This is a genomic window from Streptomyces sp. NPDC002138, from assembly GCF_040296485.1.
Classification (GTDB): Bacteria; Actinomycetota; Actinomycetes; order Streptomycetales; family Streptomycetaceae; genus Streptomyces.
The window spans coordinates 1-12,394 of record NZ_JBEOXE010000118.1; the positions used below are offsets into that span (position 1 = coordinate 1).

Below are 12,394 nucleotides of genomic sequence, written 5' to 3' on the forward strand. Positions count from 1 at the left end.
GGACCCTGTGGGAGAGTAGGACGCCGCCGAACAATTTTTCCGGGAAAGCCCCGCACCTTTTGGTGCGGGGCTTTTCTGCGTTCCGGACCAGTTCCCGACCAGTTCCGGACCAGTTTCGGTCCGGAACCGGGATCAGGCGTCGAACGCGGTGAGGTCGAGCAGGGCCAGCCGCTCCGGGTCCGCGATGACGTCGATGGCGACGGCCTGGCCGGCCACCACGGTGAAGGCCATGACCGACAGCGGACGGCCGTTGGCGATGACCACGACGCCCGCGGCGCCGTTGATGAGTGCCGGGAAGGCGAACGGGGACAGCGAACCGAAGGTGATGGCCTGACCGGCCACGGTGTGCGCGCCGCTCAGGACGACCGTGTGGCGGGCGCGGGCGATGCCGCCGTCGGAGCGCAGGACCACATCCGGGTGGAGGACCGAGACGAGCGCGTTGAAGTCGCCGTCACGGGCGGCCGCGAAGAACGCGTTGACCACCTCCCGCTGACGGGCGAGGTCGGGGTCGGGAACCGGGGCCTGCCCCTGGACCCGGCGGCGGGCGCGGCTCGCCAGCTGGCGCGTCGTGGCCGGGGTCTTGTCGATCATCGGGGCGATCTCGTCGAAGGGCACGGCGAACATGTCGTGCAGGACGAAGGAGAGCCGCTCGGCCGGGCTCAGTGATTCGAGCACCACCAGCAGGGCCAGCCCGACCGAATCTGCCAGCAGGACCTCCTGCTCGGGATCGACCACGTTCTCGCGGCTGATCACCGGGTCGGGTATCCGGACCTCGAGCGGATCCTCACGGCGCTGCTCGCGCGAGCGCAGCCCGTTCAGGCACAGCCGTGCCACCACGGTGGTCAGCCAGCCGCCGAGGTTCTCGATGGTGTCGGCGTCCTGGGTGCTCAGCCGCAGCCAGGCCTCCTGGACGACGTCGTCCGTGCCGCTCATCGAGCCGAGCATCCGGTAGGCCACCGCACGGAGGTGGGGCCGGTGCTCCTCGAAGCGTTTCGCCAGCTCGTCGTGTTCGCTCATGTGGGTTCCTTCGTCAGGCGGATCGAAACCGATGGACCGAGAAGATCTTGCCTCCTACAGTGGCGCCGTGATGACCCAGGTGATCGTTCTCAACGGTGGTTCCAGCTCGGGGAAGTCCGGGATCTCGCGGTGTCTGCAGGCGGTGCTGCCCGGTGCCTGGCTGGCCCTCGGCGTCGACACGCTGGTCGACGCGATGCCCGCGTCCCTGCGGGAGGGCGACACCGGGATCGGCTTCGCCCCGGACGGCGAGGTCGTCGTAGGACCGGAGTTCAGGGCGCTGGAAGCGGCGTGGATCGCGGGGGTCGCCGCGATGGCGCGGGCCGGTGCCCGGGTCGTCGTCGACGAGGTCTTCCTCGGCGGACCGGACTCGCAGGAGCGGTGGCGCGCGGCCCTGGAGGGGCTGCGGGTGCTGTGGGTCGGGGTCCGGTGCGAGGCCGGGGTCGCCGCGGGCCGTGAGGTGGCGCGCGGCGACCGGATCGGCGGGATGGCCGCGTCCCAGGCGGAGTCGGTCCACCGGGGCGTGGTCTACGACCTGGAGGTGGACACCTCCCGCGCCGAGGCGATGACCTGCGCCCGGATCATCGCCGAGAGGGTGGCGGCGCAGGCCTGGACGGTCTAGAGGCGGCCGGCGGCCTTCAGGGAGAGGTAGGCGTCGGCGAGGGCCGGGGCCAGGGTGTCGGGGGTGGCGTCGACGACGTGGACGCCGTGCCGGGAGAGCTGGTCGGCGGTGCGGCGGCGCTGGGCGCGGGTCTGGGTGCCCGCGGCGGCCTCGTACACCGCGTCGACCGAGCCGCGGGCCGTGGTCATCTCCGCGATGTGCGGGTCGGCGACCGAGGCCAGCAGGACCGTGTGGCGCTGGGTGAGGCTCGGCAGCAGCGGGAGCAGCCCCTCCTCGATCGGGGCGGCGTCCAGGCTGGTCAGCAGGACCACCAGGGAGCGGCGCGGGGCGCTGCGCAGGATCGTGGAGACCAGGCTGCGGGAGTCGGTCTCGACGAGTTCGGGCTCCAGCGGGGCCATCGCGTTCACGAAGGCGGGCAGGATGTCGCCCGGCGGGCGGCCCTGGACCTGGGCGCGGGTGCGGCGGTCGTGGGCCAGCAGGTCCACGCGGTCGCCCGCGCGGGTGGCGAGGGCGGCGAGCAGCAGGGCCGCGTCCATGGTGGAGTCCAGGCGCGGGGCGTCGCCGACGCGTCCGGCCGACGTACGGCCCGTGTCGAGGCAGATGAGGATGTGCCGGTCGCGTTCCGGACGCCAGGTGCGGACGGCCACCTTGTTCTGGCGGGCGGTGGCCCGCCAGTCGATGGAACGGGTGTCGTCGCCGGGTACGTAGTCCCGCAGGCTGTCGAACTCGGTTCCCTCACCACGCGTCAGGACGCTGGTGCGGCCGTCGAGTTCGCGCAGCCGGGCGAGCCGGGACGGCAGGTGCTTGCGGCTGGTGAAGGGGGGCAGGACGCGGACCGTCCAGGGGACGACGTGGTTGCCCTGGCGGGCCATCAGACCGAGCGGGCCGTACGAGCGGACGGTGACCCGGTCGGCGCGGCGGTCGCCGCGCCGGGAGGGACGCAGGTGGGTGGTGAGCCGTCGGCGTTCGCCCGCGGGGACGGTCAGCGCGTGCCGGGAGGCGGCGGCCTCGGCGCCGGGGAGCCAGCTGCTCGGGGGCCACGCGTCGCGGATCCGGGCGCGCAGGGCGCGTCCGCCGGGGTTGGTGACGGTGAGGTGGACGTCCGCGCTCTCGCCCAGGCGCACCGAGGTGTCGCCGGAGCGGGAGAACCGCAGGGTGCGCACCGGCGCGGCGAGGGCGTAGTCGACGGCGCAGGCCAGCGCCAGGGGTCCGTTGACGGCGAGGATCCCCCACCAGCTCGGTTCGTGCAGGCCGACGGGGAGCGCGCCGAGGGCCGCCACCAGGGCGGCGCGTCCGGTCAGGGCCATCAGCGCGGGACGGGGACGTGGGAGAGGATCGCGGTGATGACCGCGTCCGCGGTGACGCCTTCCATTTCGGCCTCGGGGCGCAGCTGGACGCGGTGGCGCAGCGTGGGCAGGGCGAGGGCCTTGACGTCGTCGGGGGTGACGTAGTCGCGGCCGGTCAGCCAGGCCCAGGCGCGGGCGGTGGAGAGCAGGGCGGTGGCGCCGCGCGGGGAGACGCCGAGGGTGAGCGAGGGCGATTCCCGGGTGGCGCGGCAGATGTCGACGACGTAGCCGGTGATCTCGGGGGAGACGGTGGTCGCGGCGACGGCGCGGCGGGCGGCTTCGAGGTCGGCGGCGCCGGCGACGGGGCGTACGCCGGCGGCCTTGAGGTCGCGCGGGTCGAAGCCGGCGGCGTGCCGGGCCAGGACGTTGATCTCGTCCGTGCGGGAGGGCAGCGGGACGGTGAGCTTGAGCAGGAAGCGGTCGAGCTGGGCCTCGGGCAGCGGGTAGGTGCCCTCGTACTCGACGGGGTTCTGGGTGGCGGCGACCAGGAAGGGCTCGGGGAGCGGGCGCGGGGTGCCGTCGACGGTGACCTGGCGCTCCTCCATCGCTTCGAGGAGGGAGGCCTGGGTCTTGGGGGGCGTGCGGTTGATCTCGTCCGCGAGGAGCAGGTTGGTGAAGACCGGGCCGTCCTGGAAGGAGAACTCGGCGGTGCGGGCGTCGTAGACCAGCGAGCCGGTGATGTCGCTCGGCATCAGGTCGGGGGTGAACTGGACGCGCTTGGTGCCGATGTCGAGGGAGGCGGCCAGGGCACGCACCAGCAGGGTCTTGGCGACGCCGGGCACGCCTTCGAGGAGGACGTGGCCGCGGCACAGGAGGGCGACGACGAGGCCGGTGACGGCGGCGTCCTGGCCGACGACGGCCTTGCCGATCTCGGTGCGCAGCGCTTCGAGGGAGGCGCGTGCGCTGTCCGCGTCCGGGTGGGCGGGGGCGGCCTGGTAGGCGTCGGCGGGCGTGGCCGTCATGAGGTACGGACCTCTCTTTCGAGGGCGTCGAGGTGATCGGCGAGCGCGACGAGTGCCGCGTCGTCGGAGGGGGCGGGGCCGAAGAGCAGCCCGGGCAGGTCCCGGTCGGAGCCGGCCAGCCGGTCGGAGACCGCGGGCAGCAGGGCGGCGGGGTCCTGGGCACGGGCGGGGGGTACGCCGACCAGGGCGGCCAGGCGCTCGCGCGTGGCTTCCCGCAGCACGGTGGAGGCGCGGTCGCGGGCTCCGGCCTTGCGGTAGAGGCGGGCGCGGCCCTCGGTGGCCTCGGAGGCGCGGACGACGACCGGGAGTCGCTCGGGGACGAGCGGGCCGAGGCGGCGGCCGCGCCAGAGGGCGGCGAGGACCGCGGCGGCGGTGAGCTGGAGCAGGGCCCAGGCCCAGCCGGCCGGGATGAGGTCGAAGAAGCTCTTCTCCTGCTCCGCCTGCCCGGCCGCGGTGTCGGCGGGCGAGGGGATGAACCAGACGAGTTCGGCACGGGAGCCGAGGAGTTGCAGGGCGAGGGCGGCGTTGCCCTCGTCGGCCAGGGAGTCGTTGCGCAGGATCAGCTCGGAGCCGAGGACGACGGTGTCTCCGCCGTGGGCGCCGGGGACCACGAGCAGGGTGGGGTCGCCGCCGCTGGGGTAGCAGGCCAGGACCCGGGGGAGGTCGGTGGTGTAGCGGAGGCCGTCGCCGGTGGTGGCGCGTCCAGCGGCGGTGGCCGCGGGCAGGGCGCAGCCGGGGGAGAGGGCCTTGTGGTGGGCGGTGCCCGAGGCGCGGACGCCGGGGGTGAGGCCGGTGAGGGCGCTGTCGCCGGGGGCGAGCAGGACCGTACGGCCGCCGGCCGGGTCCGTCGCGGCGCGCAGGACGGAGCGCCGGTCCTGGCCGAGCAGGTCGGGGGCGGTGACCAGGAGGGTCGTGCCGGGGCCGGCGGCTTCGGCGGCCTCGGCGGTGGTGGTCACGACGCGGGTGGTGACCCCGCGCTGCTTGAGGAGTTCGGCGACGGCCCGGCTGCCGGTGGGGTCGGCGGAGCGCGGGTCGAGGTGCCCGTGCAGGGGGCCGGAGTGCAGGGAGGCCAGGACGAGACCGGCGACGAGCAGGGCCGCGAGGGCGATGAGGAAGCCGCGGGCCCGGCGCCAGAGCCGGGCGGGGCCCAGGGCGGTGGAAGTGGGCGCGGTCGTGGGCGCGGTCGTGGGCGCCGCGGCCGGGGGTGCCGCGGCCGGGGTGGCCGGCGGGTGCGGGGGCGCGGGGGGCGGCGCCGGAGTGCGGGCGGTGCTCATGCGGCCGGTCCTCCCGTGGTGGTCAGGACGGGCTTGGCGCGCTCCAGGGTGAGGTCGAGGTCGCGCAGGCGGGCGTACGTACCGGTGTCAGCGGCGCGGCCGCCGTAGGTGACGTCGTCGAACGTCCGGGCGGCGGCGCGCAGTTCCGCGGTGTGGGCGGGGAGGGAGAGCGCGGCTTCGGCGGCGGCCTCGTCGGCGGTGCGGCCGGGGCGCGGGTCGAGCAGGGTGCGCTCTTCCAGGGAGCGCACGACGGCGCGCATGCGTTCCTGGACGGCCTCGGTCCAGCGGCCGGCGGCGGCGTGCGCCTCGGCGCTCGCGCGGTGGTCGGCGGCGCTGCGTATGCGCTCGTCGAAGAGGAGCCCGGCGCTGGTGGCGGCGCGGCGGGGGGAGCCGAGCCGCCACCACAGGGCGCCGATGAGCAGGATCACCACGACGGTGATCAGGATGATTCCGGTCAGTCCGCCGGGTGTGGCGTCGGACGCGGAGTTCATCAGATCGCCGAGCCACTCCCAGAAGCGGTCGATGGCGCGCTCGATCGGGCTCGGGTCGTTCTGGTGGTAGAGCGGCTTGGACAGCTCGCGCTCGGCGGCCTCGCGGGCCGCGTCGCGCGGTGTCGTCAGCGGTGGTGTCTCGCCCTGGGGCAGCAGGGCTGCCGTGACGCGTGTGATCGGTCCCCCCGTGGTGATCACCGCCGCATCAGCCTCCGGCGCCGGGGTGCGGGGCGGCGCCGCCCTGGGTGCCGTAGTTCTCGACACCGGCGGCGCGGGCGAGCTCCAGGTCGAGGGCTTCGCGCCGGATGCGCTGGTCGATGTAGAGCAGCACGACGACGCCGGCCTGCATCGGCATGGTGATGGCCATGCCGACCACCGAGCCGACCGCCTGGATGATCAGGAACGCCCAGCCGTCGGGGGTGTTCCCGGCGATCATGGCGTCGAATCCGCCGCCGAAGACGATGGCCATGACCGAGAAGGGCACGGCGATGATCATCGAGACGATGCCCACGATGAGGGTCGTCAGGACGGTGATGCCGAAGATCCGCCACCAGGCGCCCTGGACCAGCTTCGCGGAGCGGCCCAGCGCCTTGAGGACGGTCGCCTTCTCCAGCATCAGCGCGGGCGAGGCCAGGCTGAAGCGGATCCACAGCCAGGCCAGGACGACCAGGCCGATGAGGCCGCCGACGACGCCCAGGGCGGGGCTGTTCACGAGGATGCCCGGGAGCATCAGGACCAGGAGCAGGGCGGCGGAGCCGACGGTCAGCAGGAGGGTCAGCCCGGCGAGGCGGAGCAGCTGGGGGCGCGCGTCGCGCCAGGCCCCGGCGACCGTGGAGGGCTGACCGAGCACGGCCCGGCTGAAGATCATGGTGAGCAGGGCGGTGGCGAGGACGCCGCCGATGACCTGGATGAAGATCGCGACGGACGACAGGGTGAGGCTGCTGCCCATCACGTCGAGCATCTCGCGGGGGCCCGTGATGCTGCCGGCGTCGGTCGTGAGGCGCTCCAGCGCGTACCGCTGGAAGATCACGGTGGCCAGCTGCACGATCACGGCGACGAGGGCGGTGACGGACAGCACCGAGCGCCAGTGGGTGCGCATGGTGGTGACCGCGCCGTCGAGGATCTCGCCGAGGCCCAGGGGGCGCAGCGGGATCACGCCGGGCTTGGCCGCCGGGGGCTTGCCCCAGCCGCCGGGGGCGCCGTACGGCCCGTACGGGCCGGGCTGCCCGGGCTGGCCGCCGTACGGGCCGGGCTGCTGACCGTACGAGCCCCAGCCGGCGCCGGGCTGCGGCTGCGGCGGCTGCTGCGGAGCGGACCCGTCGGCGGGCGCGCCGGGAGCCGGGGCCGAGCCGGGGCTGGACCACTGGCCGGGCGGCGGCTGCTGGGCGGACCACTTCGGGTCGGTGGGCGGCTGCGCGGGCGGGACGGGCTGCCCGGTCTGTCCGGGCTGGGCCGGGTTCTCGGGTGAAGGTGGTGAGGATGGCCGCTGCGCCCCCGTACCGTTCGCATCGGGAGCGCCTTCGCGCTCACCACCGGACGGAGAGGGTCCGGGCGTAGCCCAGCCCGGAGAGTCGTTCATCGTCGCTCCTTCACGTGTACTGCGCTGGCGGGGGCGCTGAGTCGCTGCCATCGTGCCACGTGGGAACGCCGGACGGACCGGCTCCTCCCCCGGATATCGGACCGGCCCGCACCTTCAATTGTCGCCCGGATCCGAGGCAGACTGGACGACTGGATCACGACGCAGGTCAGAGGGGCGATTTCCAGCCCTTTTGGCTGTGGGACAGCTCACCGCCAGGTAACGATTAGCTAATGGGATGATGTCAACCATGAAGGGACGCGTCCTTGTCGTCGACGACGACACCGCGCTGGCCGAGATGCTCGGCATTGTGCTGCGTGGAGAAGGTTTTGAGCCGTCGTTCGTAGCGGACGGCGACAAGGCACTTGCTGCTTTCAGGGAGGCAAAGCCGGACCTGGTACTGCTCGACCTCATGCTGCCCGGAAGGGACGGCATAGAGGTCTGCCGGCTGATCCGCGCCGAATCCGGCGTGCCGATCGTGATGCTCACCGCCAAGAGCGACACGGTCGACGTGGTCGTGGGGCTGGAATCCGGCGCCGACGACTACATGGTCAAGCCGTTCAAGCCCAAGGAGCTGGTGGCCCGGATCAGGGCCCGCCTGCGCCGCTCGGAGGAGCCCGCGCCCGAGCAGCTCACCATCGGTGACCTGGTCATCGACGTGGCCGGGCACTCCGTGAAGCGGGACGGCGCCTCCATCGCGCTGACCCCGCTCGAGTTCGACCTGCTGGTCGCGCTCGCCCGCAAGCCCTGGCAGGTGTTCACCCGCGAGGTGCTGCTGGAGCAGGTCTGGGGATACCGGCACGCGGCGGACACCCGCCTGGTCAACGTGCATGTTCAGCGACTGCGCTCCAAGGTCGAGAAGGACCCGGAGCGCCCGGAGATCGTGGTGACCGTACGTGGCGTCGGCTACAAGGCCGGACCGAGCTGACATGAAGCCCGGCAGGCCGCTGCGCGGTTCCCGTCGAGGGGCCGCGCGGGGCGGTCGGCCGTTCCGTCAGATGGCTGACGGAACGGCCGGCGGCCCCGTGCTGCGGCTCTTCGTACGGCTCGTGCGCAGGCCGCTGCTCCCGGCTGTCCGCCTCTGGCGGCGCAATCTCCAGCTCAGGGTGGTCGCCGGCACCCTGCTCATGTCGCTGGCCGTGGTCCTCAGCCTCGGTTTCGTCGTCATCGCCCAGGTCAGCAAGGGGCTGCTCGACGCCAAGGAAGAGGCCGCGCAGAGCCAGGCGGCGGGCGGCTTCGCGGTCGCACAGGAGAAGGCCAACACGCCCGCCACGACCGACGGGCCGGATTCCACCTCTGACACCAAGGCCGGCCGGGACGCCAGCACCTGGATGAGTTCCCTGGTCAAACAGCTGGCCAGCGGCGGCCAGACCGCTTTCGAGGTGGTCGCGCTCGGCGCCGGAACCGGCGAGATGGGGCCCGGCGTACGCGGAGCGCGCGCCTCCGGCGACGTGGACCCGACCGCCAGCGTGCCGATGTCGCTGCGCAAGGCCGTCAACCACGCGACCGGCACCTTCCTGACCTTTTCCAGCATCCGCTACAGCACGCCGGGCACCGAGTCCGAGGCCGCGCTGGTGATCGGCAAGCGGCTCACCGACATCAACGGAGAGCCCTACGACCTGTACTACCTGTTCCCGCTGACCCAGGAGCAGGAGTCCCTGAACCTGGTCAAGACCACCATCGCCACGGCCGGGCTGTTCGTGGTCGTGCTGCTCGGCGCCATCGCCTGGTTCGTCGTGCGCCAGGTGGTCACGCCCGTGCGGATGGCCGCCGGGATCGCCGAGCGGCTCTCCGCCGGGCGGCTCCAGGAGCGGATGAAGGTCACCGGCGAGGACGACATCGCCCGGTTGGGCGAAGCCTTCAACAAAATGGCACAGCACCTCTCGCACAAGATCCAGCAGCTCGAAGAGCTGTCCCGGATGCAGCGCCGGTTCGTCTCCGACGTCTCCCACGAGCTGCGCACCCCGCTGACCACCGTCCGGATGGCCGCCGACGTCATCCACGACGCCCGCGTCGACTTCGACCCGGTCACCGCGCGCGCCGCCGAGCTGCTCGCCGGGCAGCTCGACCGTTTCGAGTCGCTGCTGGCCGACCTGCTGGAGATCAGCCGGTTCGACGCGGGCGCCGCAGCGCTGGAGGCGGACGCGATCGACCTGCGCGACGTCGTGCACCGGGTCATCGACGCCGCCGAGCCGCTGGCCGAGCGCAAGGGCACCCGGGTCCGGGTGCTCGGCGACACCCAGCCCGTCATCGCCGAGGCGGACGCCCGGCGGGTCGAGCGGGTGCTGCGCAACCTCGTCGTCAACGCCGTCGAGCACGGCGAGGGCCGCGACGTGGTGGTCCGGCTCGCCTCGGCGGGCGGCGCGGTCGCCGTGGCCGTACGCGACTACGGGGTGGGCCTCAAGCCCGGCGAGGCGACCCGGGTCTTCAACCGCTTCTGGCGCGCCGACCCGGCGCGCGCCCGCACCACCGGCGGCACGGGCCTCGGCCTGTCCATCGCCGTCGAGGACGCCCGGCTGCACGGGGGCTGGCTCCAGGCCTGGGGCGAGCCGGGCGGCGGCTCGCAGTTCCGCCTGACGCTGCCCCGGACCGCCGACGAACCGCTGCGGGGCTCCCCGATCCCGCTGGAGCCGGAGGACTCGCGGGGCAACCGCCTGCGGGCCGAGGCCGAGGGACGGCTCGGCCGCGCGGACACCGCGCCGCCCGCGCCGGTGAACCGGTCGCCGATCCCGCCGCGCTCGGCGGTCGCCGGGGCGACGCCCGTACCGGCGGACCCGACGGCGCTGCCGGGGTCCGGGGCGCGGGTGGTGTCCCGGGCGCCGGAGGGCGGGGGCAGGGCCGGCGGTGCGGGTTCTGATGCTGGTGCCGAGGGTGGGGCTGGTGGGGGCCGTGGTGTCCCCGGGACGGACGGCGGAGCGGTGGATCAGGCACAGGAGGACGCAACCGGTGGACGCTGAGCCCGATCCCACGACTTCCGCTCCCGCCCCTGCTGCCGATCACGCGGCGGCGGGTACGCGGTCCGTGCCGCGGTCCGTGCCGCGCTTCCGGTCGCGGGGCGAGCGGCGCGGGCGGCGGCTGACGGCCGTGCTCGGCAGCGCCCTGTGCGGCGCGCTGCTGGCGTCCGGCTGCGCCTCCATGCCCGACCACGGCGAGATCACCGAGGTACAGGCCTCCCAGGGCGTCGACTCGCAGGTGCGCGTGTTCGGCGTGCCGCCCGCGGACAAGGCGACACCGCCCGAGATCGTCGACGGCTTCCTCGAAGCGATGACCAGCGACGACCCGCAGCTGGACACCGCCCGCAAGTACCTCACCGAGGAGGCGGCGAAGAACTGGAAGCCCGGCTCGGCCATCACCGTGCTCTCCGGCGGCATCACCCGGGTCTCCGTCCAGGGCGACAAGGACCCCGAGGGGCCCCGGTTCAAGGTCACCGGCAAGCGGCTCGCGACGGTGGACGAGCGCAGCGCGTACCAGCCGGACACCGGCGGCGGGCGCTACGAGGAGTTCATCCAGCTCGTCCAGGACAAGAACAAGCAGTGGCGGATCGCCTCGCCGCCCGGCGGCCTGGTGCTGAGCGAGTCCGACTTCCAGCGGATCTTCCGGCCCGTCAACAAGTACTACTTCGCCGACGGAGCGCTCGTCGCCGACCCCGTGTACGTGCGCCAGCGCACCGATCCGGACACGCGCATGGACCCGATGACCCAGACCGTACGGTCGCTGCTGGCCGGCCCCTCCAAGTGGCTCGGCCCGGTCGTCGCCTCCAACTTCCCCACCGGCACGGAACTGCGCGAGGGCACCAAGTCCCTCTCGTACGACGGCCAGAACACCCTGCGGGTGCCGCTCAACGAGAAGGCCGACAACGTCGCGCACCCGCAGTGCCAGAAGATGGCGACCCAACTCTTCTACACAGTGCGGGACATGACGACCTCCCGGCTCGACCGGGTCGAACTGCTGCGCTCCGACGGCTCGTCGCTGTGCGCGGTGACCGAGGGCGCGGCGGCCTCGATCGCCAACCGGGTGCCGTCGCCGCGGTTCCAGTACTACGTGGACAAGGACCACCGGCTGGTCCGGATGAGCCTGGCGGTCGAGAAGGAGGACCAGCAGGACCCGGCCGAGCCGGTGCCGGGGCCGCTGTCCACGGCGGGGCCGGGCAGTGCCTTCAAGGTGGGCTCGGCGGCCGTGACGTACGACGAGCACCGCGCCGCGGTGGTCTCCGAGGACGGGCACGCCTTGCACGTCGTGTCGCTGACGACGGCGGGAGCGCTGCCGGCGCCGGTGCTGACCAGCAAGGCGAACAAGCTGACCGCCCCGAGCTGGGACGCGCGCGGTGACCTGTGGATCGCGGACCAGGACCCGCAGGGCCCGGCGCTGTGGCGGGTGCCGGGCGGGACCGGGGCGCCCGAGCGGGTGGATGTCGCCGGGCTCGACAACGGGCAGATCAGCCAGCTGCGGGTGTCCTCGGACGGGGTGCGGATCGCGCTGCTGGTGACGAAGGACGGCCGCAGGAACCTGTACATCGGGCGGATCGAACGGCCCGAGGACAAGGCGGACGCTCCGGCGGTCTCGGTACGTGAACTGCGCCCGGCCGCGCCGCAGATGACGACGGTGACGGCGATGAGCTGGGCCCCGCGGGGGCGGCTGCTGGTCATCGGGCGGGAGAGCGGCGGGGTGGTGCAGGCGCGGTACGTCCTGGCCGACGGGTCGATGCTCGCGACGAGTCTGCCGGGGGCGACAGGGCTGACGGAGGTGGCGGCGTCGGAGGACGAGAAGAAGCCGGTGGTGGGGCGGTCGGAGGAGGACGGGATCGTCTGGCTGCCGCCGGGGGCGCAGTGGCGGACGGCTGCCGCCGGGGGGCATGCGCCGGTGTATCCGGGCTGACCCTTGGTCCGGGTTGCGGGCTGGGAGTGGCTGGGGGGGCCTGCGTGCGGGGCCCCCCTTTGGCTTGGGCTGCCTGGGCCTGGCGTGCGGTGGGTGGTGGGTGGTGCGGGTGAGGGGGCGGGTTCCCCTTGTGGGCCCTCCGGGGGGGGGGGCGCTCCGCGGCGGGCCGCTCGCGTCGGGGGCTATGGGTCCGCATCGCTGAAGCACGGCGTGGGGGTGACGGGGGGTTGCTGG

At 73.8% G+C, this 12,394-nt stretch carries 10 protein-coding genes; 4 read left to right on the forward strand and 6 right to left on the reverse strand.

Translation table 11 applies throughout. The features are described from left to right. Positions 1-132 precede the first annotated feature (132 nt). A complete protein-coding gene (locus tag ABT084_RS36815) occupies positions 133-1,017 on the reverse strand; it encodes a sigma-70 family RNA polymerase sigma factor (protein WP_351053883.1) in 885 nt (294 codons plus the stop codon). Between the two features lie 70 nt (positions 1,018-1,087). On the opposite strand from ABT084_RS36815, the gene cpt reads away from it, so the two are divergent. Then, positions 1,088-1,636 (forward strand): chloramphenicol phosphotransferase CPT, encoded by a 549-nt coding sequence (gene cpt / locus ABT084_RS36820; RefSeq protein WP_351053907.1) that lies wholly within the window; start codon positions 1,088-1,090, stop codon positions 1,634-1,636. Here cpt and ABT084_RS36825 read toward each other — a convergent pair. Genes ABT084_RS36825 through ABT084_RS36845 form a run of 5 tightly spaced genes read right to left on the reverse strand, consistent with a single transcriptional unit; the run spans position 1,633 to position 7,288 of the window. Beyond that, positions 1,633-2,943 (reverse strand): DUF58 domain-containing protein, encoded by a 1,311-nt coding sequence (locus ABT084_RS36825; protein ID WP_351053885.1) that lies wholly within the window; start codon positions 2,941-2,943, stop codon positions 1,633-1,635. The genes cpt and ABT084_RS36825 overlap by 4 nt on opposite strands. Continuing rightward, positions 2,943-3,944, reverse strand: coding sequence for an AAA family ATPase (locus ABT084_RS36830; protein ID WP_351053888.1), 1,002 nt, complete (start codon positions 3,942-3,944; stop codon positions 2,943-2,945). The genes ABT084_RS36825 and ABT084_RS36830 overlap by 1 nt, the downstream gene beginning before the upstream one ends. Continuing rightward, positions 3,941-5,218, reverse strand: a complete 1,278-nt coding sequence (locus tag ABT084_RS36835; protein ID WP_351053891.1) for a DUF4350 domain-containing protein — start codon at positions 5,216-5,218, stop codon at positions 3,941-3,943. The genes ABT084_RS36830 and ABT084_RS36835 overlap by 4 nt, the downstream gene beginning before the upstream one ends. Then, a complete protein-coding gene (locus ABT084_RS36840) occupies positions 5,215-5,907 on the reverse strand; it encodes a DUF4129 domain-containing protein (protein WP_351053894.1) in 693 nt (230 codons plus the stop codon). Before ABT084_RS36840 ends, ABT084_RS36835 begins: the two co-directional genes overlap by 4 nt. Positions 5,908-5,914: 7 nt before the next feature. Continuing rightward, positions 5,915-7,288, reverse strand: a complete 1,374-nt coding sequence (locus tag ABT084_RS36845) for a hypothetical protein (RefSeq protein ID WP_351053897.1) — start codon at positions 7,286-7,288, stop codon at positions 5,915-5,917. A 235-nt stretch (positions 7,289-7,523) separates the two neighbouring features. On the opposite strand from ABT084_RS36845, the gene mtrA reads away from it, so the two are divergent. The 3 genes from mtrA (at position 7,524) to ABT084_RS36860 (ending at position 12,160) form a co-directional block, all read left to right on the forward strand. Next, on the forward strand, positions 7,524-8,213 hold the full coding sequence (gene mtrA, locus ABT084_RS36850; protein ID WP_283455169.1) for a two-component system response regulator MtrA: 690 nt from the start codon (positions 7,524-7,526) through the stop codon (positions 8,211-8,213). Between the two features lie 70 nt (positions 8,214-8,283). Continuing rightward, positions 8,284-10,242, forward strand: coding sequence for an MtrAB system histidine kinase MtrB (gene mtrB / locus ABT084_RS36855; protein ID WP_351053901.1), 1,959 nt, complete (start codon positions 8,284-8,286; stop codon positions 10,240-10,242). A 64-nt stretch (positions 10,243-10,306) separates the two neighbouring features. Beyond that, complete coding sequence (locus ABT084_RS36860) at positions 10,307-12,160, forward strand: LpqB family beta-propeller domain-containing protein (RefSeq protein ID WP_351053904.1); 1,854 nt, start codon at positions 10,307-10,309, stop codon at positions 12,158-12,160. The last annotated feature ends 234 nt before the right edge of the window (positions 12,161-12,394 follow it).